This window comes from Streptomyces sp. NPDC004284 (assembly GCF_042874035.1).
Taxonomy (GTDB): domain Bacteria; phylum Actinomycetota; class Actinomycetes; order Streptomycetales; family Streptomycetaceae; genus Streptomyces.
Genome location: NZ_JBIAMJ010000023.1, coordinates 1 through 20,659 on the forward strand (window position 1 = coordinate 1; position 20,659 = coordinate 20,659).

21 protein-coding genes and 1 riboswitch are annotated in these 20,659 nt (G+C 72.4%); of the genes, 8 read left to right on the plus strand and 13 right to left on the minus strand.

Annotated features, from left to right (window positions below):
* The 3 genes from ACFYUS_RS35850 to ACFYUS_RS35860 all read left to right on the plus strand — a co-directional run.
* Positions 1–228, plus strand: a 228-nt coding sequence (locus tag ACFYUS_RS35850; protein WP_388861890.1) for a heme-binding protein, incomplete at its 5' end; no start/stop codon positions are given.
* Positions 229–768: 540 nt separating this feature from the next.
* Positions 769–1,029, plus strand: a complete 261-nt coding sequence (locus tag ACFYUS_RS35855; RefSeq protein ID WP_388861892.1) for a hypothetical protein — start codon at positions 769–771, stop codon at positions 1,027–1,029.
* 18 nt (positions 1,030–1,047) lie between these two features.
* Positions 1,048–1,578 (plus strand): hypothetical protein, encoded by a 531-nt coding sequence (locus ACFYUS_RS35860; RefSeq protein ID WP_388861894.1) that lies wholly within the window; start codon positions 1,048–1,050, stop codon positions 1,576–1,578.
* Positions 1,579–1,669: 91 nt separating this feature from the next.
* Here the strand turns inward: ACFYUS_RS35860 and ACFYUS_RS35865 are convergent, their stop codons facing one another.
* The 3 genes from ACFYUS_RS35865 to ACFYUS_RS35875 form a co-directional block, all read right to left on the minus strand.
* Complete coding sequence (locus ACFYUS_RS35865) at positions 1,670–2,236, minus strand: DUF4291 domain-containing protein (RefSeq protein WP_388861896.1); 567 nt, start codon at positions 2,234–2,236, stop codon at positions 1,670–1,672.
* A gap of 169 nt (positions 2,237–2,405) precedes the next feature.
* Positions 2,406–3,404 carry a type I glyceraldehyde-3-phosphate dehydrogenase gene (gap, locus tag ACFYUS_RS35870; RefSeq protein ID WP_388861898.1) on the minus strand — a complete coding sequence of 333 codons (999 nt, stop codon included), beginning with the start codon at positions 3,402–3,404 and terminating at the stop codon, positions 2,406–2,408.
* 119 nt (positions 3,405–3,523) lie between these two features.
* Positions 3,524–4,480, minus strand: a complete 957-nt coding sequence (locus tag ACFYUS_RS35875) for a GlxA family transcriptional regulator (protein ID WP_388861900.1) — start codon at positions 4,478–4,480, stop codon at positions 3,524–3,526.
* A gap of 281 nt (positions 4,481–4,761) precedes the next feature.
* On the opposite strand from ACFYUS_RS35875, the gene ACFYUS_RS35880 reads away from it, so the two are divergent.
* On the plus strand, positions 4,762–6,009 hold the full coding sequence (locus tag ACFYUS_RS35880) for a serine hydrolase domain-containing protein (RefSeq protein ID WP_388861902.1): 1,248 nt from the start codon (positions 4,762–4,764) through the stop codon (positions 6,007–6,009).
* A gap of 35 nt (positions 6,010–6,044) precedes the next feature.
* Here the strand turns inward: ACFYUS_RS35880 and ACFYUS_RS35885 are convergent, their stop codons facing one another.
* From ACFYUS_RS35885 to ACFYUS_RS35900, 4 genes are all read right to left on the minus strand, one after another.
* Positions 6,045–6,578, minus strand: coding sequence for a GNAT family N-acetyltransferase (locus ACFYUS_RS35885; RefSeq protein WP_388861904.1), 534 nt, complete (start codon positions 6,576–6,578; stop codon positions 6,045–6,047).
* A 14-nt stretch (positions 6,579–6,592) separates the two neighbouring features.
* On the minus strand, positions 6,593–7,441 hold the full coding sequence (locus tag ACFYUS_RS35890; RefSeq protein WP_388861906.1) for a pyridoxal-phosphate dependent enzyme: 849 nt from the start codon (positions 7,439–7,441) through the stop codon (positions 6,593–6,595).
* A 137-nt stretch (positions 7,442–7,578) separates the two neighbouring features.
* Positions 7,579–8,793: a S8 family peptidase gene (locus ACFYUS_RS35895; RefSeq protein WP_388861908.1), complete on the minus strand. Its 1,215-nt coding sequence runs from the start codon at positions 8,791–8,793 to the stop codon at positions 7,579–7,581.
* A 226-nt stretch (positions 8,794–9,019) separates the two neighbouring features.
* A complete protein-coding gene (locus tag ACFYUS_RS35900; RefSeq protein WP_388861910.1) occupies positions 9,020–9,814 on the minus strand; it encodes an alpha/beta fold hydrolase in 795 nt (264 codons plus the stop codon).
* Positions 9,815–9,984: 170 nt separating this feature from the next.
* On the opposite strand from ACFYUS_RS35900, the gene ACFYUS_RS35905 reads away from it, so the two are divergent.
* Positions 9,985–10,431 carry a nitroreductase family deazaflavin-dependent oxidoreductase gene (locus tag ACFYUS_RS35905; RefSeq protein WP_388861912.1) on the plus strand — a complete coding sequence of 149 codons (447 nt, stop codon included), beginning with the start codon at positions 9,985–9,987 and terminating at the stop codon, positions 10,429–10,431.
* Positions 10,432–10,497: 66 nt separating this feature from the next.
* Here ACFYUS_RS35905 and ACFYUS_RS35910 read toward each other — a convergent pair whose 3' ends face one another.
* Together ACFYUS_RS35910 and ACFYUS_RS35915 are read right to left on the minus strand one after the other, a co-directional pair.
* On the minus strand, positions 10,498–11,337 hold the full coding sequence (locus tag ACFYUS_RS35910) for a ketose-bisphosphate aldolase (protein WP_388861914.1): 840 nt from the start codon (positions 11,335–11,337) through the stop codon (positions 10,498–10,500).
* Positions 11,338–11,376: 39 nt separating this feature from the next.
* Positions 11,377–12,300, minus strand: a complete 924-nt coding sequence (locus ACFYUS_RS35915) for an SIS domain-containing protein (protein ID WP_388861916.1) — start codon at positions 12,298–12,300, stop codon at positions 11,377–11,379.
* 175 nt (positions 12,301–12,475) lie between these two features.
* Here ACFYUS_RS35915 and ACFYUS_RS35920 point away from each other — a divergent pair, with 175 nt between their 5' ends.
* Together ACFYUS_RS35920 and ACFYUS_RS35925 are read left to right on the plus strand one after the other, a co-directional pair.
* A complete protein-coding gene (locus tag ACFYUS_RS35920) occupies positions 12,476–13,282 on the plus strand; it encodes a DeoR/GlpR family DNA-binding transcription regulator (protein WP_388861918.1) in 807 nt (268 codons plus the stop codon).
* A gap of 157 nt (positions 13,283–13,439) precedes the next feature.
* Positions 13,440–15,464 (plus strand): phosphocholine-specific phospholipase C, encoded by a 2,025-nt coding sequence (locus ACFYUS_RS35925; RefSeq protein ID WP_388861920.1) that lies wholly within the window; start codon positions 13,440–13,442, stop codon positions 15,462–15,464.
* A gap of 62 nt (positions 15,465–15,526) precedes the next feature.
* Here the strand turns inward: ACFYUS_RS35925 and ACFYUS_RS35930 are convergent, their stop codons facing one another.
* On the minus strand, positions 15,527–16,153 hold the full coding sequence (locus ACFYUS_RS35930) for a hypothetical protein (RefSeq protein ID WP_388861922.1): 627 nt from the start codon (positions 16,151–16,153) through the stop codon (positions 15,527–15,529).
* Between the two features lie 352 nt (positions 16,154–16,505).
* A riboswitch (cyclic di-AMP (ydaO/yuaA leader) is annotated at positions 16,506–16,691 on the plus strand.
* Positions 16,692–16,694: 3 nt separating this feature from the next.
* On the opposite strand from ACFYUS_RS35930, the gene ACFYUS_RS35935 reads away from it, so the two are divergent.
* On the plus strand, positions 16,695–17,543 hold the full coding sequence (locus tag ACFYUS_RS35935; RefSeq protein WP_388861924.1) for a transglycosylase SLT domain-containing protein: 849 nt from the start codon (positions 16,695–16,697) through the stop codon (positions 17,541–17,543).
* Here ACFYUS_RS35935 and ACFYUS_RS35940 read toward each other — a convergent pair.
* The 3 genes from ACFYUS_RS35940 to ACFYUS_RS35950 all read right to left on the minus strand — a co-directional run bounded on the left by ACFYUS_RS35940 (position 17,527) and on the right by ACFYUS_RS35950 (position 20,487).
* A complete protein-coding gene (locus tag ACFYUS_RS35940; RefSeq protein ID WP_388861926.1) occupies positions 17,527–18,831 on the minus strand; it encodes a phosphoribosyltransferase family protein in 1,305 nt (434 codons plus the stop codon). The two genes, ACFYUS_RS35935 and ACFYUS_RS35940, sit on opposite strands and share 17 nt — an antisense overlap.
* A 145-nt stretch (positions 18,832–18,976) precedes the next feature.
* Positions 18,977–19,573 carry a hypothetical protein gene (locus tag ACFYUS_RS35945; protein WP_388861928.1) on the minus strand — a complete coding sequence of 199 codons (597 nt, stop codon included), beginning with the start codon at positions 19,571–19,573 and terminating at the stop codon, positions 18,977–18,979.
* A gap of 149 nt (positions 19,574–19,722) precedes the next feature.
* Complete coding sequence (locus tag ACFYUS_RS35950; RefSeq protein ID WP_388861930.1) at positions 19,723–20,487, minus strand: alpha/beta fold hydrolase; 765 nt, start codon at positions 20,485–20,487, stop codon at positions 19,723–19,725.
* Between the last annotated feature and the right edge of the window lie 172 nt (positions 20,488–20,659).

Here is a 20,659-nt window from a genome sequence, read left to right on the forward strand (position 1 = left end):
ACCGCCCTCCAGCTGAACACCCCGACCGCCGACCTCGCCGACCTCGTCAAGCCCGACGGACCGTTCCACACCCTGCCCACCGCCCTCGACAAGCCGCTCCTCTTCATCGCCGGCGGCATCCCCGTCCACCGCGACGGCCGCCTCATCGGCGCCATCGGCATCGGCGGCGGCGCCCCCGAACAGGACCACTCCTTCGCCACCACCGCACTCGAAGAGCTGCCGCGCTGACGCGTCCTCCGCAGGAAGCCCTCGCCGACCGCACCGGTCCCGGCGGATTCGTCCAGCCGAACGAAGGCGAGCGCACCGCCCGCCGTCTGCCGCTGGTCGCCGGGGCCGATGGGTGAGTACGACAAGGTCTTCTCCTCCTGGCGCCGTTCCGAGGCCGACTCCCGGGTGACGATCCCGGCCGGTCAGCTCACTTCCGGCGGCACCGTGCCGACCACTGGCCGGTGCCGCTCAGCGGCGGCAGGAACAGCCCGCTGGTCATGAGGGCTCGGGCACGGCCGTGCCCGTGGTGGACCTGGGGGGCGAGGAGACCTCCTTCACCGCGAACGCGGCCAGGAACGGCTGGACACCGGAGCCCGGCTCGGAGGATCTGACCCTCGCCGGGAGCGTGACCGGCAGCTTCCCCCTCTCCGACCCCGAGGGCACGGTCACCGAGTTCGCCGGGCCGGACCCGGCCGTGACGACACGCCCCGGCGTCGAAAGCGGGCGCACCGGCGGCGGAAACCCGGCGCAACCGCCGGCCGCCACCACCCAGTACGACTGGTGGGGCAACGCCGCGGTCGGCACCGACACCGCCGACGGCGTCACCCGGACCTCGACCTCACGTACGACGCGGATGGCCCGGTCGCCACGGAGGAGTCGCCCGGCGGCTACACCCTCGCCCAGACCGAGGACCCCACCGGCACCGCGGTCAGGCGCGCCTGCACCCGTGACAGCGACGGCACCATGGTGGTGTCCGACACGGTCACCGAGTTCGTGCGGGAACAGACGACCAGTCACGCCGGTTGGTCGCACCAGACCTGAGGAAAAGGTGTCGAGCGCATGAGTATCCCTGCCGCGCTGAACGAGCTCGTGGCTGCCTTGACCGAACACGCCGAGGTGATGTCCGAGCAGGAAGTGGCCCCGCGAAGGGCTGCCGACGTCATCGAGCGGGTACGTGTCGCCGCAGCGCGTTACTCCGACGCAACCTTCGAATCATCGGGTTGGGGGAGTCCGTTCTCCGACCTGTTCGAGGACGAGGAACAGGTCGAGGACGGGGAAGGGAACGAGTTCGGTGACGGCCCGGTGTCCGGAGACGCCGAACGCATCAGCGTCACGGGCCGCTGGGACTTCGTCGTGACGGACCAGGAGGAATGGTTCGCGCACGTCGCCCAGGGGCTGGACGACCGTGGCGCCGGCGACTGCGCCGTGGAACTGAGCAGTGCCGCTCAGGCGATGCACGAACTCCTCACCCACGATGACCCCTTCCGCGGCTGCACGCGCCACGGCCTGGCGGACGGCGGTCAGGATTGGACGATCGAGCAGATCCCGAGGACGCTGTCCGAAACATCGGATGAGGAATACCGCGACTGAATCGCATCGGACGTCGACAGCGTCGCAGGACGGTTTCGACGTGAGAAGCGGACGATGAACGTCGGGGCGGCCAAGAGTTCTTGGCCGCCCGTCATCGTCCCGGGGACAGGAGGTCTTCCAGTGTCCGGGGCAGCGGGTAGACCCGCTCGGTGGGGAGCAGGCCCTGGGTCTTGGCGGCGCGTCCGGTCCGCAGCACCGTCGCGGCCTTGCGGACCTGGGGTGTGACGTCGGTGAGGCTCACGGTCCAGTCGTCGGTGAACGCCCGGATCAGGTGGCGGCTGATCCCGACCTGGATGCTGTAGTGGTTCAGGGCCGCCCCGCGGGCCGAACGCTCCGGATCCCACTGGACGTGCACGGCCGCCTGTGCGAGGGCCGCCGGGTCCGAGGTCGTCAGCACGGCCCGGGACAGGGCCTCTTCCCATCCCTCGCGGGTCATCCGCACCGCGAGGATCCGCTCCTGGCCGGGTTTGCGGGCCCAGTTGCTGCGGTGCATCAGCCACAGGAACGAGGGCTTGATCCAAGTCATCCGCTGGAACGAGAACGGCGCGACGAAGCGCCCCGCACGCAGTGCCGCGTCGGCGATGGCGGGCGAGTAGGCCTGGTAGACCACGATCGTGCGGGCGTCGTAGTCGGCACGGATCTGGTACTGGGATGCCATGCACCGCACCCTGTCATCCGGCCGACGGACGGGCGAACGGTTTTCCCGGGCGGGACCCGCCCGGCGGTCCCCTCCGAAACGCGTCACACGCCGACTCCGTGCGGTGGGAGTCGGCGTGTGACGGTGTCTGCTCCCACCGCTCAGGGGGAGCCGGCCGTTCGGCTCGTCGTCAGTGCGCGGCGAGGAGCTGGAGGGTGTCGATCACGCGGTTCGAGAAGCCCCACTCGTTGTCGTACCAGGCGACGACCTTGACGTGGCGGCCCTCGACGCGGGTGAGGGCCGAGTCGAAGATCGACGAGTGCGGGTTGCCCACGATGTCGGCGGAGACCAGCGGGTCCTCCGAGTACTCGAGGACACCGGCGAGCGGGCCCTCGGCCGCGGTGCGGTAGGCCGCCAGGACGTCCTCGACGGTCACGTCGCGGGCGACGGTCGTGTTGAGCTCGACGATCGAGCCCACCGGGACGGGCACGCGGATCGAGTCGCCGGACAGCTTGCCGTCCAGGTTCGGCAGCACGAGGCCGATGGCCTTCGCGGCGCCCGTGGAGGTCGGCACGATGTTGACGCCGGCGGCGCGGGCGCGGCGCGGGTCGCGGTGCGGGCCGTCCTGCAGGTTCTGCTCCTGCGTGTAGGCGTGGACCGTCGTCATGAAGCCGTGCTCGATGCCGGCGAGGTCGTCGAGGACCTTCGCGAGGGGCGCGAGCGCGTTGGTCGTGCAGGAGGCGTTCGAGACGATCGTGTGCAGCTCGGCGTCGTACGCGTCGGTGTTCACGCCGTAGGCGAGGGTGACGTCGGCGCCGTCCGCGGGCGCGCTGACGAGGACCTTCTTCGCGCCGGCGTCGAGGTGGGCGCGGGCGGCCTTGGCCGAGGTGAAGCGGCCGGTGGACTCCAGGACGATGTCGACGCCGAGTTCGGCCCACGGCAGGTCCGCCGGCTCGCGCTCGGCGAGGACCTTGATGCGGCGGCCGTCGACGACGAGGGTGTCGCCGTCGACGGTGACCGGACGGCCGAGACGGCCCGACGTCGAGTCGAAGGCGAGGAGCCGCGCGAGGGCGGTGGGCTCCGTGAGGTCGTTGACGGCGACGACCTCGAGGTCGGTGTCGCGCTCCAGAAGCGCACGCAGCACGTTGCGTCCGATGCGACCGAAACCATTGATGGCGATGCGAGTCATGAGCGGGTGTCCCTTCCGACCTTCTGATTCGCCACCCAGGTTCGCGCGGATCGCTGGTCTCAACCAGCGGCGTGATCGCCAGGGTCCGCAAGGATCGCGCCAAGCGCTCCCGGGAGCGTCTACTCCCCCTGCGTGAAGGTGCGCCGGTACTCGCTCGGTGTGGTGCCCAGGATGTGCTGGAAGTGCAGGCGCAGATTCGCCCCGGTGCCCAGGCCGACGTCGGCGGCGATCTGCTCGACGCCCCGCTCGGAGCGTTCGAGCAGTTCACGGGCCATGTCGATGCGGGCACGCATGACCCACTGCATCGGCGTGTAGCCGGTGTCCTCGACGAACCGGCGCGAGAAGGTGCGCGGTGACACCGCCGCGTTCCGGGCGAGGATCTCCAGCGTGAGGGGCTCGCCGAGCCGGTGCAGCGCCCATTCGCGGGTGGCGGCGAACCGCTCGCCGAGCGGCTCCGGCACGCTGCGCGGCACGTACTGCGCCTGGCCGCCGCTGCGGTACGGGGCGGCGACGAGGCGCCGGGCCGCGTGGTTCGAGGCGGCGATGCCGAGGTCGCGGCGCAGGATGTGGAGGCACAGGTCGATGCCGGAGGCGGCGCCGGCGGAGGTGAGTATGCGGCCCTCGTCGACGAAGAGGACGTTCTCGTCGACGTGGATCAGGGGGCGCTTGGCCGCGAGTGCCCGTGCGTAGTGCCAGTGCGTCGTGGCGCGTTTGCCGTCGAGGAGGCCGGTGGCGGCGAGGGCGAAGGCCCCCGTCGAGATGGCGGCGAGCCGCGCCCCGCGGTCGTGGGCGGCGATCAGCGCGTCGACGACGGCCCGGGGCGGGTCCTCGCGGTCGGGATGGCGGTAGCCGGGGACGAAGACGATGTCGGCCCACGCGAGCGCTTCCAGGCCGTGGGCGACCTGGTACGACAGGCCGTCGCCGCCGGCCACGACGCCGGGTTCGGCGCCGCAGACCCGTACCTCGTACGGCATGCTCGCCCGGGTCGTGAACACCTGCGCGGGGATTCCGACGTCGAGGGGTTTCGCGCCTTCGAGGACGAGGACGGCGACGCGGTGGAGACGTGAGGCAGACACGTCCAAGAGGGTACGCGGCCGTGTGTCCCCGCTGGTCAGTGGCGGTCCGGGGCCGGTGAGCGGCTTGGCCCGCAGGGGGGGCGGCGGTACGAGGCGGTCGCCCGACGGCGGGTCGGGACTACTCCGTCCGGGACCGTGTCCCCGTGTCAGGAGCCGTTCTCGGACGGCGGGACTCGATCGTTGGGCGCGGGAGGTGCCGCGCGACAGCGGCGCGTCCCCGCCCCGCGGCCCGCCCCGCCGGGTGCCGTACCGAACGATCCGGAAGCAGTCGAGGAGTCACCGTGCCCCTGTCGTCGCACCGCCGCCTGGCCGTGAGCACCACCCTGATCGCCGCGCTCGCGGCGGGTGTCGTGCCCGCCGCCGGTGCGTCGGCCTCTCCCCTCTCCCCCGCCGCCGCGGCCTCGTCCTCGGCGCCCGCTCCCGACATGGGGGGTGTGGTCGCCGCGCTGAACTCGGCCAGGGCCGACGGCGCGCCGGGGGCGATGGCCCGGTTCTCGGGCCCCGAAGGGGTCGAGAGCCGTACGGTCGGTGTCCGGGACCGGGTGTCGGGGGCGCCGATGGACATTCGCGCGCGGTTCCGGATCGGGAGCGTCAGCAAGACGTTCTCCACGGTCGTGCTGCTGCAGCTGGTGGAGGAGGGCCGGCTGGAGCTCGACGCGCCCGTCGACCGGTACCTGCCCGGGCTGCTCCCCGACGACCGCATCACGGTCCGGCACCTCCTCACCCACCGCAGCGGGCTCGCCGACTACACGAACGCCATGTTCGCCGACACCGTGCCGGGCTTCGAGGCCGTACGGAACCGGGTGTTCGGCTACCGGGAGCTCGTCGGCCTCTCCCTGGACGAGCCCCGCACCGGCCGGCCCGGGGCGGCGTACAAGTACTCCAACACGAACTTCGTGGTCGTCGGCATGCTCATCGAGAAGCTCACGGGCGGCCCGGTGTCCAAGGCGTACGAGCAGCGCGTCTTCGAGCCGCTGGGGCTGCGCGACACCTCGTACGTCCACCCCGACACGCGCATCGAGGGCCTGCACGTACGGGGGTATCTGCACCCGGACGCGGACGGCGACCCGCTCGTGGACTCCACGGAGCAGACCGTGTCCTGGGCGCAGTCCGCCGGTGCCGTCATCTCCAGCCCGGCCGACCTGAACACCTTCACCAGTGCGCTCATGGGCGGCCGGCTGCTGTCCCCGGCGATGCTGGAGGCGATGACGACGGTCACCCCGGCGGACACCACGGGCACCCGGTTCTACGGTCTCGGCCTGCGCCGTTACGACCTGTCCTGCGGCACCAGGGTGTACGGGCACACCGGTACCGTGCAGGGCTTCTACACGTACGCCTTCTCGACCCGCGACGGTCTGCGCAGCCTGTCGGCCATGGCGAACACCTCGAACCACGGCGCCGCCAACACGGCGCTCGGCGGAACCCTGGAGGCGGCCTTCTGCGGCGGGAAGAAGGCGGCGGCCTCGTCGCCCGCGGCCCGTGACTTCTCGTCGCTGCCGGCGGAGCGGGACCTTCCGGAGCGCCACTGACGGCTCCCCGGCGGGTCCTCGACGGGTCCCGGTGATCAGACCTGGTACTCGGTGAGGTCGATGGCGTAGACCCGCAGGGGAAGACCGAAGACCGGGTGGCTCGTCTCCCGCTCCGGCACCATGCCGAGCTTGCGCATGATGTTCTCGGAGGCCCGGTTGCCGGTGTGGGTGATGGAGACGACCCGGTCGAGCCCGCGGTCCTGGAGGGCGAACTCCAGGACCGCGTGGGCGGCCTCGGAGCCGTATCCCCGGCCCCAGAACTGCCGCCCCAGGCGCCAGCCGATCTCCACGGCGGGAAGCACCTCCGGCAGGAACTCCGGCACGGAGAGCCCCGCGAAGCCGATCAGCTCGCCGGAGGCGAGGAGCTCGACGGCGAAGATCCCGAAGCCCTCCTCGTCCCAGGTCTCCTCGCAGCGCTCGATGGCCTGCGCGGTCTGCTCCGGGTCCCGGACCGATCCGTCGCCGATCCACCGCATGACCTCGGGGTCGGCGTTGATCTCCGCCATCGGGAGGAGGTCGTCGTCGCTCCAGCGACGGAGCAGGAGTCGGGGGGTACGGATCTCGGTCATGGCCCCATCCTGGCTCATTTCGCCGGCGGCCGGGTGAGGTCCGTGGGGTCGGTGTCGGCACCGCAGAGGACGACGCAGATCTTCTCGCCCGGGGCCGGGCGGCAGCCGGTGGCGGGGCGGCCGTCGGTCGGGGTGGTGGCGGCGTGTTCGACGGCGAGGCGGCGGTCGTCCCAGAGGGTCCGGCGGGCCCGGACGATGTCGGCGTCCGTGACGAGGACGGAGTGGACGTCCTGGTGCCGGGCGGTGTTCACGGCGAGGGCGGAGGTGCGGCGGGCGCCGAGGAAGTCGGCGGCGACGGAGTCGACCGTCACGTCGACGGGGTGTCCGGCGCGGAGGGCGGCGTCGAGGTCGGGGATCCGCCGGTGGATCTCGTCGAGGAGGGTGCCGGCTCCGGCGGCGATCAGGAGGTGGTCGTAGGCGTGGGAGGCGAGGGCGCCGCTGTCGGCCGCGAACGCCTCGCAGGCGGCGAGCGCCTCCGCGTACTCCGTCCCGACGAGGCGTACGTCTGCGTCGTGGCCGCGCAGCTTGTCGACCTCGACCCGGGGTGCGGTGGTGGGGAGGAAGACGGCGGCCCGGACGCCCTGCCGACGGGCCGCCCAGGCGCAGGCGCAGGCGCAGGCCGGCGTTGCCGCCGGAGGCGATGGTGACTCCGGCGGGCGGGAGGGTGCCCTCCTCCCGGTGGGCGAGGAGAAGTTCTGCGCTCCACGGGCCTTGAAGGAGCCCGTGTGCTGCATGAGTTCCAACGCGAGGTGCAGTGTGTACGGCTCGTCCCCGGGATCGGCGGGGGTCACCGTGACGGGGCGGATGCGGCCTCCGATCCGGTCGGCGGCGGTCCTGACGTCGGCGTACGCGAGGGTCTGCACGAGTTGTTCCTGAAGGGGCCGGGACCGGACGGTGTCGACGATCCTCCCGGCACCGTCCGGTGGGCGCGGGAGACCGCCCCGGAGGAGCCGGCGGCCTCCGGGGCGGTTCCGCATCCCGTACGTTTCGTGCCCCCGTACTACGGGACGATCTTCAGGAGGCGGTTCGGGGAGCCGCTGCCCGGGCTGGTCACCTTGTTGGGCGTGGCGCCGTTGACCAGGGCGGTGGCGACCTGGGCCGGGGTGGCGGAGGGGTGGCCGGCGAGGTAGACCGCGGCGGCGCCCGCCACGTGCGGGGTGGCCATCGAGGTGCCCGAGATGGTGTTGGTGGCGGTGTCGCTGGTGTTCCAGCCCGCGGTGATGGAGACGCCGGGGGCGAAGAGGTCGAGGACCGAGCCGTAGTTGGACCAGCTGGCCTTGGCGTCGGTGTTGTTCGTGGCACCGACCGTGAGGGCGGCGGCGACCCGGGCGGGTGACGAGGAGGAGGCGTTGGTACCGGAGTTGCCGGCGGCGACCGCGTAGGTGATGCCGTCGGCGATGGAGTTCTTCACCGCGTTGTCGAGGGCGGTGGAGGCGCCGCCGCCGAGGGAGAGGTTGGCCACGGCGGGGGCGCCGGCGGTGTGGTCGGCGGTGGCCCAGTCGATGCCCGCGATGACTCCGGCGGTGGTGCCGGAGCCGTTGTTGTCGAGGACGCGGACGGCGACGATCTTCGCCGCCTTGGCCACGCCGTAGGTGGAGCCGGCGATGGTCGTGGCGACGTGGGTGCCGTGCCCGTTGCCGTCCTGGGCGACCGAGTCGCCGTCGACGGCGTCGTAGCCGTTCACGGCGCGCCCGGCGATCTCGGAGTGGGTGATCCGGACGCCGGTGTCGATGACGTAGGCGGTGACGCCGCTGCCGGCGCTGTCGGGGTACGTGTACGTGCCGGAGAGCGGCAGGTCGGTCTGGTCGATGCGGTCCAGGCCCCAGGGCGCGTTGCTCTGCGTCGCGTCGGCGCGGACGATCCGGTTCTGCTCGACGGACGCGACGGCCGGGTCGGCGGCGAGGCGGCGGGCCTCGGTCGCGCCGAGGGTGGCCGTGTAGCCGTTGAGGGCGGAGCCGAAGGTCTTGCGGACCGTGCCGCCGTAGCCGGCTATCAGGTTCCGCCCCTTGGCGGAGGCGGCCTTGAAGCCCGCGCCCTGTTTGAGGGTGACGATGTAGCTGCCGGGGACCGCGTCGGCCGAGTCCGCCGCGAGGACGGTGCCTTCGGCGGGGGCCGCGTGGGCGGGGACGGCGGCGAAGGTGCCGAGCAGGGCGGCGGCGGTCGCGGCGGAGGCCGTCACGGCGAGGCGGGTCTTCTTGGTCGTGGGGAGTGCCATTACGAGGGAGTCCTCCTCATGGACGTCGCGCCCGACAGGTGGGGCGGCACGACTGTGGGGGGTGCACGTGGGGCCACGTACACGGTCGGGACCGGTGTGTCCGGTCCCGGCGTGATCAGCAGCCTGGCCGCTCCACGGGGCGTGGCTCAAGGGAGTTGGAGTCTTGTCATGCATCCGCCATACGCCTGCAATCGAACCCCCGTCGACGGGGTCCCACCTGGCTGGATCAGACGCTCCGGTGGCCGGGAACCGGGGTCGCCGGAGCGTCCGCGAGGGCGAGCGCGAGGGCCGTGGCGAAGCCGTCCGGGTTGTCCAGCATCAGGTTGTGCCCCGCGCCGGGCACCTCGATCACCGGTATGCCGGACGCGGCCGCCTTCTCCGCGTCGGCGTCCGGCAGGCTCAACTCCCCGACGAGGAAGGTCCGGGGCGCCGGAAGCCCGGCCAGCAGGTCGCCCGGCGCGGGGACACTCCCCTCCACCAGGGCGACCGCGCTGCGGTGGACCGCCCGCGGGTCGGCGAGCCGCAGCCGGGCGGCGTAGTCCGGGCGGTCGGTGCCGGCGAGCATCCGGGCGAACCCCTCCGCCACGAACGCGTCCTCGTCCTGCGCGGCCACCGGCGAGCTGAACGCCCCTCCGCCCGCGTACAGGTTCGGCTCGGCCACCACGAGCCGGGCGACCAGGTCCGGACGGGCCGCCGCCAGATGGATCGCCACGGCGCCGCCCATCGAGTGCCCGACGAGGTCCACCCCCGTGACACCGAGGTGGTCGAGGACGGCGGCCACCGCGGCCGCCTGGGACTCCATGCGGTAGTCGAAGTCCGCGGGCCGGTCGCTCAGCCCGTACCCGAGCAGATCCACCAGGAGCGCCCGGCCGCCGCCGAGCGCGGGACGGGCCGCGATGTGGGCGAAGTCGGAGGCCGCCGTGCACCCGAGCCCGTGGACGAACACCCGCACGGGCCCCTCACCCGGCAGGTCGATCCACCGGATGTACGCCTGCTCCCCCGTCAGGAACAACTCCCGCATGCCGAACTCTCCCCTTGTGCCGCGCCGCTGTCCTACCGTCGGGGGCAACCCTACGAGCCGGCACCGACAACGCCCCGGTCGTGGCGTCCGCCGCCCGCGGCACGGGGTGTCGGATAGCGTCGGGGCAAGCAGGCCGGTGACACCGGCCGCCATCCGGAAGGAGGCCCACCATGCCCCTCGAAGGCGAGTACGAGCCCAGCCCGACGCCGTGGGTACGCGAGCAGGTCGAGCTGTACGAGTCGTCCGGCGGCACCGAGGGCACGACGATGCGGGGTCTCCCCGTCGTCCTGGTCACGAACCTCGGCGCCAGGAGCGGCAAGCTCCGCAAGACCCCGCTGATGCGGGTCGAGCACGAGGGCGCGTACGCGCTCGTCGCGTCCAACGGCGGCGCGGTCGAGCATCCCGTCTGGTACCACAACCTGGTCGCCACGCCCCTGGTCGAACTGCGCGACGGCACGCGGCTGTGGGACATGAAGACCCGCCTGGTCACGGGCGAGGAGCGCCGGGCGTGGTGGGAGCGGGCCGTCGCCGCGTTCCCGGACTACGCCGACTACCAGCGCAGGACCGACCGGGAGATCCCCCTGTTCGTCGCCGAACCGGTCGTCCAGGACGAGTAGGACGCACCCGGAACCGCCGGCCGCACGGGGCCTCCTGACGGTGTTCAGGAGGCCCGGGCGGGGCGGTCACGGTGTCAGTACCGCCAGGAGGTGGGCGACCTCGCGGGCCACGGCCGCGCGGGCGGGGGTCAGGTAGTGGCGCGGATCGACCGTGGTGGGGTGTTCGGCGAGATGGGCGCGGACGGCTTCGGTGAAGGCCTTGTTCAGGTGGGTGGAGACGTTCACCTTGGTCATGCCCGCCACGACCGCCTCGGTGAGGTGCGGGTCCGCGACGCCCGAGGAGCCGTGCAGGACGAGCGGGACGTCCACCGCCGCGCGCAGCCGGGCGATCAGGTCGAGGTCGAGGACGGCGTCCCGGGTCGTCATCTGGTGCGAGCTGCCGACCGCGACCGCGAGGGCGTCGACGCCGGTCGCGGCGACGTAGGCGCGGGCCTCCTCGGGGTCCGTGCGCACGCCCGGGGTGTGGGCGCCGCCCTTGCCGCCGACCTCGCCGAGCTCGGCCTCGACCCAGACGCCGTGGCTGTGGCTGTGGCAGTACTCGACGACCTCGCGGGTCGCGGCGACGTTCTCCGCGTACGGGAGCTTCGAGGCGTCGAACATGACCGAGCCCAGGCCGAGGGCGACGGCCTCGCGGACGAGGTCGGGGTTCTCGGCGTGGTCGAGGTGGACGGCGACGGGCGTCTTGGCGGCGCGGGCGACGGCCAGGGAGGCGAGCGCGACCGGTTCCAGGGCACCGTGGTAGCGGACGGTGTTCTCGCTGATCTGGAGGACGACCGGCCGGTCGGCGTTCTCGGCGCCGGCCACGATGGCCTGGGCGTGTTCGAGCTGGAGGACGTTGAACGCCCCCACCCCGGTGCCCGCGGCGCGGGCGCGGCGGACGATCTCGTCGGTGGGCGTCAGCGGCATGGTGCTTCTCCCGGGCGGTGGGCGGGTGCGGGGCGGCGGTCAGGCATGGACGTCGGTGAGGACGACGGAGCGGGTCAGGTTCCGGGGGGTGTCCGGGTTGAGCCCCTGCGCCTCGGCGACGGCGACGGCGAGGCGCTGGGCGCGGACGAGGTCCGCGAGCGGGTCGAGGCCGCTCTCGGCGAGGGTGCCGCCGACCTTGCGCACCTCGTCCGCGAGCCCGGCGGGCAGGGCGCCGAAGCCCCAGGTCACGCGGCCCGGTCCGGTGATGCTGATCGGGCCGTGGCGGTACTCCATGGCCGGGTACGCCTCGGTCCAGGCGCCGGCCGCCTCGCGCATCTTCAGGCCCGCCTCCAGGGCGAGTCCGTAGGTCCAGCCGGTGCCGAGGAAGGTGAACTGCTCGGCCGTGCGCACGGTCTCGTCGAGCGGGGAGGTGAGCGCCTGCTCGGCATCGCGTGCGGCGTCCTCGAGGGTGCCGAGTCCCTCGGGGAGGGCGTCCTCGGCCTCCAGGTGCGCGCGGAAGAGGGCGAGCACGGTGGTCGCGAAGCGGGTCTGGACGACGGACTCCTCGTCGGCGAAGTCGAGGACGGCGACCTCGTCGGCGAGGTCCATCACCGGGGTCGTGGGGTCGGCGGTGATCGCGCCGGTGGGGACCGTGCCGCGCAGCCGGGACAGGACGGCGAGGACCTCGCTGGTGGTGCCGGAGCGGGTGATGGCCACGACGCGGTCGTAGCGGCGGCCGTAGGGGAACTCGGAGGCGGCGAAGGCGTCGGTCTCGCCGTGGCCGCCGGACTCGCGCAGTTCCGCGTAGGCCAGGGCCATGAACCAGGAGGTGCCGCAGCCGATCACCGCGACCCGCTCGCCGCGTCGGGGCAGGGCCGCGACGTGCTGGGGCAGGGTGCGGGCCGCCTGGCGCCAGGTCGCCGGCTGGGAAGCGATCTCCACGGCGGTACGGGTGGTGGTCATGCCGATCTCCTTGCAAGAAGAGTGCGCGATGATGACGGAAGATGCTTGAAGACGCGCCTATTCAAGCAGAAATATGCATCCTCTTTCCAGATCCCGCGGCCGTCGGCGGCTAGAATCGGACGCGCGCACGAGCGGGGCGGCCATGCGGGAACGACCCCGGCAGAGGGAGGGACCCATGTCCAAGCACGAGCGGTGGAACACGCTTCTGGAGCTGCTCGCGGCCTCGGGGAAGCTGGAGGTCGAGGAGGCGGCGACCGCGCTCGACGTCTCCGCCGCCACGATCCGCCGGGACCTGGACGAGCTCGCCGAGCAGCAGTTGCTCGTACGGACACGGGGCGGGGCGGTCGCGCACGGCGTCTCGTACGAACTGCCGCTGCGGTACAAGTCGACGCGACACGCGCCGGAGAAGCGGCGGATCGCCGAGGCGGTGGCGGATCTGGTCGCGCCCGGCGAGGTCGTCGGGCTCAACGGGGGCACGACGACGACGGAGGTCGCGCGGGCCCTCGCGCTGCGGTTCGCGAGCGGGCGCACCGAGGCTCCGGGAGCGGCGGCGCCGGCCGGCCCCGCGCTGACGGTGGTCACCAACGCGCTGAACATCGCGGGCGAACTGGCGGTGCGTCCACAGATCAAGATCGTCACCACGGGCGGGGTCGCCCGGCCCCAGACCTACGAGCTGGTGGGCCCGCTGACGGTCGGGGTGCTCAACGAGGTCGTGCTCGACGTGGTGGTGCTCGGCGTCGACGGGGTCGATCCCGAGCTCGGCGCGATGGCGCACCAGGAGGACGAGGCGAGCATCAGCCGGCTCTTCGCGGAGCGGGCGAGCCGGGTCGTCGTGGTGACCGACTCCTCGAAGATGGGCCGCAGGGCGTTCGCGCGGATCTGCGGTCTGGACCGGATCGACCTGCTCGTGACCGACACCGGCATCGCCCCGGAGACGGTCGGGCAGCTCACCGAGGCCGGGGTGAAGGTCCTCGCCGTCTGACTCATTGGTCTGAATTCGGACCAATCGGAGGCTCGGTATCTCCGGGCCTCTGTGTGTTCATGCAGTAATTACCGCACGGACGTATACCTTTACGCTCCCCTCCCCCATCATGTCTCCGACGTGCCGCTGGGGCACACCGTGACAGGAGAGGCGGGGCATGATTCCCATCAGCCGCAGGGGATTCGTCGGGATCGGCGCGGGGCTCATGGCGGGGGCCGCGCTGCCTCCGGTCCAGGCGTCCGCCGCCACGAGCGCCGCGACCGGCACCATCACGGACGTGAAGCACGTGGTGATCCTCATGCAGGAGAACCGCAGCTTCGACCACTACTTCGGCACCCTGAAGGGCGTGCGGGGCTTCGGCGACCGCGCCGCCGGCAACATTCCCGGCGGCTGGGGCATGTTCAACCAGCCCAACTGGGGCGGCCGCCAGTACCCCTGGAAGCTCAGCGACACCCCGCCCGCCGGCGGCGTCGACGGCGAGACCCTCGCGCAGTGCAACGGCGACCTGCCGCACAGCTGGACCTCGCAGCACGCCGCCTGGAACAAGGGGCGCCTCGACAACTGGGTCACGGGCGTGGGCAACACCCGGACGCTCGGCCACCTCGACCGCGGGGACATCCCCTTCCACTACGCGCTCGCCGACAACTACACGATCTGCGACGCGTACTTCTGCTCGACGCTGAGCGCCACGGGCCCCAACCGCACCTTCCTGTGGAGCGGGAAGGTCGACGGCTCCAGCAAGGACGGGGGCGACGAGTCGGGCCTCACCTGGGAGACGTACGCCGAGGCGCTCCAGCGCGCCGGGATGAGCTGGAAGGTCTACCAGAACGCCCAGGACAACTACGGCGACAACGGTCTCGCGTACTTCAAGAAGTTCACCGACGCGAAGCCCGGGGATCCGCTGTACGACCGGGGCATGGGCTCGGTCCCGAAGGCGACCGGCTCGACGCCGGACGACATCGCTGCGGCGATCCGCGCCGACGTCGTCGCGGGCACCCTGCCGCAGGTGTCGTGGGTGGTCGCGAACGAGGCCTTCTCGGAGCACCCGTACGCCCCTCCGGGGGACGGCGCCCACTTCGTCGACCTCGTCTACCGCGCGCTGGCCGCGAACGCCGAGGTGTTCGACTCCACGGTGCTGTTCCTCAACTACGACGAGAACGACGGCTTCTTCGACCACGTGCCGCCGCCGGTCGCCCCTCCGGGCACCGCGGGCGAGTACCTCGACGGCGTGCCGATCGGACTGGGCTTCCGCGTCCCCATGCTTGTCATGTCCCCGTGGACCCGGGGCGGCTGGGTGAGCTCCGAGGTCTTCGACCACACCTCGGTGCTGCGCTTCATGGAGACCTGGACGGCGGCCCTCGGCACCCCGGCCGCCTGCCCCAACATCAGCGCCTGGCGGCGGAAGGTGACGGGCGATCTGACCGGTGTCTTCGACTTCGCCAACCCGGTGTACGGAGTGCCCGCCGGCCTTCCCTCGACGGCGAAGGTGATCGGGCAGGCCACCTGCGGCCCGCTGCCGAACCCGGCGCCCCAGAACAACGCGCTGCCCGCGCAGGAGTCCGGCACGCGACCGGCGCGCGCCCTGCCGTACCAGGTGAACGGCAACCTCGACCGCTTCGAGTTCGGCGCCGCGGGCAAGATCCTGGCCTGGTTCTCGATGGCGAACCAGGGCGCGGAGGCCAAGCGGTCGGCGCACTTCTCGATCCATCCGCACCAGTACCGGGACACGGCCGCCTGGCAGTACACCGTCGACCCCGGCACCACGGCCTCCGACTACTTCAACATCGGGCTCGGCTCGGGCTCGGGGAAGTACGACATCTCGATGATGGGCCCCAACCGCTTCCTGCGCCGGTTCATCGGGGACGCCTCCAAGGCGGGCAAGGACGTCGAGGTGGCGGCCCGGTTCGCGCCCGAGAGCGGGACGGGCAAGACGGCCCTGTGGTTCAGGATGACGAACAGCTCGTCCGGTCCCGTCACCTTCACGATCCGCTCGAACGCCTACCGCTCGGACGGGCCGTGGACCTACACGGTGCCGGCGAACTCCAGCCGCGAGGACTTCTTCAACGCGGTGGCGTACAACGGCGGCTGGTACGACTTCACGATCCTCGCCGACATCGACGGCACCTGGTCGCGCCGGTACACCGGCCACATCGAGACCGGAGCCGCGAGCGTCAGCGGCTGACCCCCTCCCCTCGCGTGCCGGGTGGCGGCCTTCCGGTCGCCGCCCGGCACGCGGGCACGGCGTCAGCGGCCGGCGTGCGCGGCGCGGCGGACCGTGGCGTCGAGGAGGGCCACCGCGTCGGCGGCCGTACGGCCGGGGGCCCGGTTCCACGGCCCGATCAGCCCCTGCCAGCCCCGCGACCGGAGCTCGGTCATGACCCAGGCGGCCGCCTCGTTCATGGTGTCCGCGCTGCCGTAGCCGAGGCGGTGGGCGGCGAGGAGGGCGCCACAGAGGCACCGGGCGCCACGGGTGTCGCGCAGCTTGTACGGGGCGTTCTGCCAGCCCCACTCCGCCAGCACCAGGCGGGCGTAGCCGAGGTGGACCGAGGGACGCAGGTCGGCCTGCCCGATGCGGCGCCACATGTGCAGCCGGTCCGGCAGGACGGCTCCGAGCCGTCCCGGGATGCGGCGCTCGGCGGGGAGCTCCGGCGGCAGGGCGGCGAGCGCGTCGGCCACGAGCCGGTCCACCGGCACGCTGAGCAGTTCCCGCCAGCCCTCCTCCGCCGGCGGCGACTCCTCGGGGGCCGTCGGCCCCGGCACCGCGGGGGCGGTCCAGTCCGTGACGATCCGCTGCCAGGCGGCGCTCTCGAAGAGGGCGGCCGCCTCGCGGTCGAGGCTGTCGGGGCTGAGCAGGGAGGTGGAGGGCGGCATGAGGTGTCTCCTGAGTCGGTTCCCTCCATCTTTCAAGATAAATGTCTGTTTTGCGACTTTTGACCCTCCCGGCGAGCCACCCGCCCGAACGCCCGATCCCGGGGATTTCCCCCTTATTTACCTACTACGGAATTACACCCCATATTCGGACATTACCGTCCGCGTGACGCGACTCACTCGCCCGCCCCGGGGCCTCTGAGGCACCTCCTCCCACCCCATGCCGCACAAGGAAGTTCGACACCCCCGGCGCGGCATCGATCTTGAATTCCCCGAATTCCGTGATCCATTTCCCCATTCCCGGGGTCCGCTCGTCTTGTTATCCGTCGCATTACTGGCCTACGGTCACCTCCATTCGAGCGGAACGCCCAATCCTGCCGCCGCTCGGTAAACCTCACTTTCACCCGACGGCAGGAGCGGGGGACCCACGAATACGCCGGTCCGGAATCCGGAACGGCTCGGGGTGCAGCCGCGTGCGCGCGGCCGGACATCTCCCGTCCGAACCCGACAGCTCACCTCGCAGGCGCCGGAGAGGAAACCTGTCATGCCTGCTCACGGTAAGCACCGCCGTCCCCGCCTCGGCCACATCTCCCGGGGCCTCGCCCTGGTCGGCACGGGTGGCGCCGCCCTCACCCTGCCGCTGATCGTCCCAGCCGTCGCCAGTGCCGCGCCCGTGGCCGGGGCCCCGGCCGTCGCCGCCCAGTCCGTCGCCGCTCCCGCCGCGCCGATCGTGGTCAAGGCGCCCGCCGCCCCGAGCGCGGTCCACACGTACACCGTCCTGAGTGGTGACTCGCTTTCCCTGATCGCCCACAAGAAGGGAATTCAGGGGGGCTGGAAGAGCCTTTACCGTGCCAACAAGAGCGCCGTGGGTGACAATCCTTCACTCATTCACCCCGGTCTCGAACTGACGATCCGTCGGGATTCCGCGAAGGCCGCCCCCGCGCAGGCGAAGAAGTCCGCCACGACCGAGCGGGCGAGCCGCTCCGAGCACCGGTCGGCCGCCCCCGCCGTCGCCACCGGAACGGGCGCCTCCGCCGCGGCGGCCGTCCCGGCCGTCGCCGCCACGAACTACGCCGACAACCTCGACGGCTGGATCCGGGAGTCGCTGGCCATCATGGGCCAGCAGAACATCCCCGGCACCTACGACGGGATCCTGCGCAACGTCATGCGCGAGTCCTCCGGAAACCCCCGGGCCATCAACCTCTGGGACTCCAACGCCGTCGCCGGCACCCCCTCGAAGGGCCTCCTCCAGGTCATCGAGCCGACCTTCCTCGCCTACCACGTGCCCGGCACGTCCATGGACCTGTTCGACCCGGTCGCCAACATCACCGCCGCCTGCAACTACGCGGCCGACCGCTACGGCTCCATCGACAACGTCAACTCGGCGTACTGATCCCCGCACGCCGGAAGTGCTCGGCGAACCAGGAGGTGGCGAGGGCCGCCACCTCCTCCAGGGCGCCCGGCTCCTCGAAGAGGTGGCCGGCGCCGCCCACGACGGAGAGCCGGTTCTCGCAGCGCAGCAGGGCCAGGGCCCGCCGGTTGAGGTCCAGGACCAGCGCGTCCGCGCCGCCCACCACCAGGAGCGTCGGGGCGCGCACCTGGGCCAGGCGCTCGGCCGCGAGGTCCGGCCGGCCGCCGCGCGAGACGACGGCGCCCACCGGGGACGCGGGATCGCCCGCCGCCCACAGCGCGGCGGCCGCGCCCGTGCTCGCGCCGAAGTACCCGAGCGGGAGCCCGGTGCTCTCGGGCCGCCCGGCCAGCCACTCCGTGGCCCCGGCGAGCCGCCCGGCGAGCAGCGGGGTGTCGAAGACATGGGCCCGGTCGGTCGCCTCCGCCTCGGTCAGCAGGTCGAAGAGCAGCGTCCCCAGGCCCGCCCGGTTGAGCGCCGCGGCGACCGCCCGGTTCCGCGGACTGTGGCGGCTGCTGCCGCTGCCGTGCGCGAACAGGACGATCCCGCGCGCGTCCTCGGGCACCGCGAGGCGTCCGCCGAGGGTGACCTCGTCGACCGGGATCCGGACGTCCGTGTCCCGCACGACGGGGACCCGCGCGGCCCTGTTCCGGTCCAGGCAGGCGATGACCTCGGCGTCCGGGGTCTGCGAGAAGTCCCGGTAGAACTGCCCGATCGCGAAGAAGAGTTCCGGCGCGTGCACGCTGACGGTCTCGTCGGCCTCGCCGCCGAGGCGGGCCGTCCAGCCCTTCGGCGCCACCGGAACCGCGAGCACGATCCGTGCGGCGCCCCGGGCGCGGACCACCCGGCAGGCCGCCAGCGCCGTGGCGCCCGTGGCCAGCCCGTCGTCGACCACGACGACCGTCCGCCCGTCCAGCGGCACGGGCGTCCGGCTGCCCCGGTAGCGGAGGGCGCGCTGGTCGAGCTCGGTGTGCTCCCTCTCCTCCACGGCGGCGAGGTCGCGGTCGCTCACGCGGGTCTCCCGGAGCACCCGCTCGTTGAGCACCCGCACGCCGCCCTCCCCGAGCGCCCCCATCGCCAGCTCCGGCTGATAGGGCACTCCCAGCTTCCGTACGAGACAGATGTCGAGCGGCGCGTCGAGGGCGTCGGCGACCTCCGCCGCCACCGGCACGCCACCCCGTGGGAGCCCGAGGACCACGACGTCATGGCCCTTGAGGTGGTCGAGCCGGGCGGCGAGCTGCCGCCCCGCGTCACTGCGATCGCTGAAGAACATGGTCCGCCGCCCTTCCGTCCACGCGGCCCGGGCGCGGGGAGGGACGCCGTGTCCCGTTCCCTGCCCGTCCCTCCAGGGTAGACGCGACGGGCGGGTCGACGGGGAGGGCTCGATCAGCGGGTGCTCCGGGAGGACCGGGGCCCGGTCAGCGGGACTGCAGGGCGTCGAGGGCCACGGTCTGGGCCAGGGCGAGCCGCCGGTCGAGCTCCGGGTCGGCTATGTCGAGCACGTACCGGTCCCGTATCCCGAACAGCTTGTCGACCGACAGGACGGAGCGCCCTCCCTCGGTGAAGTCGAAGTGGTACGGCACGACGAACGGGAGCAGGTCCGTGAAGGGCAGGAACTCCCAGGCGCGCCGCAGCAGCGCCACCACTTCGTTCCGCTCCTGCCCGGTGGCCTCCCGCCCCTCGCCCTCCCGGCTCAGGTGCCAGGTGCTGCGCAGCAGGGACGCGCCGAAGTCCTTCCGGAAGCTGCCCAGTCGGGTGCCCGAGGCGCCGAACACGTCGTACGTCGCACCGAGGTCGATGACCTGGCGGGCCTTGAAGGTGAAGAGGACCTGGCGCTTGGACTCGTCGGTGTAGAAGGTGACGTGCTCCTTGAGCGCCATCCTCTTCTGGTGGGCGAAGGCGACGAGTTCGTCCTCCTTGCCGTCCGGGCCGATGGTGTGCACCAGGTACCGGTTGGCCATCAGCGTCACCTTCTGCCGTACGAGAAAGCGGTGCTGAGACTGTGCGAGGCCCATCGGTCGTGCTCCTGCCGGTCGTGGACGGTCCCGGGAAGACCGCCCTGCGATGTCGTGAGCACGATGATCCACTAGCGAGGGGCCCCGCCACTGTCCTCGAAAGTCGTCGGTTCCGACGACCTTCGGATGAGACCCGGGACGGGGTTCCCTCAGGCGCCGAGGAAGGCCTCGATGGCCTCGGCGAGGGCCTGCGGGGTCTCCTCCGGGGGGTAGTGACCGGCGTCCTTGAGGACTTCGAGGCGGGCGTTGGGGTACCAGCGCAGCCAGGTGGCCTCCATCGCCTCGGCGCCGAGCGCGGGGTCGTGGGCGCCGACGACGAGCAGGACGGGGGTGGGGTTGTCGCGGACGCGCTCGTGGAAGTCGGTGCGGGACCAGGAGTCCAGGTAGGCGCGGAAGGCCGTCGCGGAGGAGCGGGTGACGGAACGGTCGACGAGCGCGCTCAGCCAGGCGTCGTCGTAGCGGCCGCCGGTGGTGTTGTCGATGATCGCGCGCCGGTTGGCCGGTTCGTCGGCGGCTCCGGCGAAGAGCTCCCAGGTCTCCCCGTCGAGCGGGAGGCCGGCCGCGGAGACCGGCGAGATGCCGATGAGCGAACGGATCCGGTCCGGGGCGTCGAGGAGCATCACCTGGGCCGCCTTGCCGCCCATCGAGTGGCCGATGACGGAGAAGTCGTCCCAGCCGAGGTCGTCGGCGACCGCGAGCGCGTCGGCCGCGACCTCCTCCATCGTGTAGGCGCCCGCGCGGTCGAGGGCATCGCCGTAGCCCCGGCAGTCGACGAAGGCGTACGTGCCGACGGCGCCGTCCAGGTGGGCGCGCAGCGGAGCGAAGCTGGTGCGGTCGCCGAACCAGTTGTGAAGGACGAGGGCCCTCCCGGGCCCCTCGCCGTGTACGTCGTACGGAAGAACCTGGCCCGTCATCGTGCCCCCTGCTCGCGAGGTCGTGCCGCCGCGCGCCGACGGCGGCGGTCGACGACCGAGTGTGACGGCACGGACGCGTGGGGTCAACACCGTCCGGCGGGGCGCGCGGGAGCGTGTCGAACGCGCGCGCCGCGGGCGCCGCCGGCCCACGGACGCGTCCGCCCCCGGTCCG

Bases quoted from the DNA above. Each gene is read 5' to 3' on its own strand.
- ACFYUS_RS35905 (WP_388861912.1), top strand. From the start codon at position 9,985: ATGCCCCTCGAAGGCGAGTACGAGCCCAGCCCGACGCCGTGGGTACGC.
- ACFYUS_RS35945 (WP_388861928.1), bottom strand. From the start codon at position 19,573: ATGGGCCTCGCACAGTCTCAGCACCGCTTTCTCGTACGGCAGAAGGTG.
- ACFYUS_RS35910 (WP_388861914.1), bottom strand. From the start codon at position 11,337: ATGCCGCTGACGCCCACCGACGAGATCGTCCGCCGCGCCCGCGCCGCG.
- ACFYUS_RS35920 (WP_388861918.1), top strand. From the start codon at position 12,476: ATGTCCAAGCACGAGCGGTGGAACACGCTTCTGGAGCTGCTCGCGGCC.
- ACFYUS_RS35925 (WP_388861920.1), top strand. From the start codon at position 13,440: ATGATTCCCATCAGCCGCAGGGGATTCGTCGGGATCGGCGCGGGGCTC.
- ACFYUS_RS35895 (WP_388861908.1), bottom strand. From the start codon at position 8,793: ATGGCACTCCCCACGACCAAGAAGACCCGCCTCGCCGTGACGGCCTCC.
- ACFYUS_RS35935 (WP_388861924.1), top strand. From the start codon at position 16,695: ATGCCTGCTCACGGTAAGCACCGCCGTCCCCGCCTCGGCCACATCTCC.
- ACFYUS_RS35860 (WP_388861894.1), top strand. From the start codon at position 1,048: ATGAGTATCCCTGCCGCGCTGAACGAGCTCGTGGCTGCCTTGACCGAA.
- gap (WP_388861898.1), bottom strand. From the start codon at position 3,404: ATGACTCGCATCGCCATCAATGGTTTCGGTCGCATCGGACGCAACGTG.
- ACFYUS_RS35900 (WP_388861910.1), bottom strand. From the start codon at position 9,814: ATGCGGGAGTTGTTCCTGACGGGGGAGCAGGCGTACATCCGGTGGATC.
- ACFYUS_RS35950 (WP_388861930.1), bottom strand. From the start codon at position 20,487: ATGACGGGCCAGGTTCTTCCGTACGACGTACACGGCGAGGGGCCCGGG.
- ACFYUS_RS35930 (WP_388861922.1), bottom strand. From the start codon at position 16,153: ATGCCGCCCTCCACCTCCCTGCTCAGCCCCGACAGCCTCGACCGCGAG.
- ACFYUS_RS35915 (WP_388861916.1), bottom strand. From the start codon at position 12,300: ATGACCACCACCCGTACCGCCGTGGAGATCGCTTCCCAGCCGGCGACC.
- ACFYUS_RS35865 (WP_388861896.1), bottom strand. From the start codon at position 2,236: ATGGCATCCCAGTACCAGATCCGTGCCGACTACGACGCCCGCACGATC.
- ACFYUS_RS35885 (WP_388861904.1), bottom strand. From the start codon at position 6,578: ATGACCGAGATCCGTACCCCCCGACTCCTGCTCCGTCGCTGGAGCGAC.
- ACFYUS_RS35940 (WP_388861926.1), bottom strand. From the start codon at position 18,831: ATGTTCTTCAGCGATCGCAGTGACGCGGGGCGGCAGCTCGCCGCCCGG.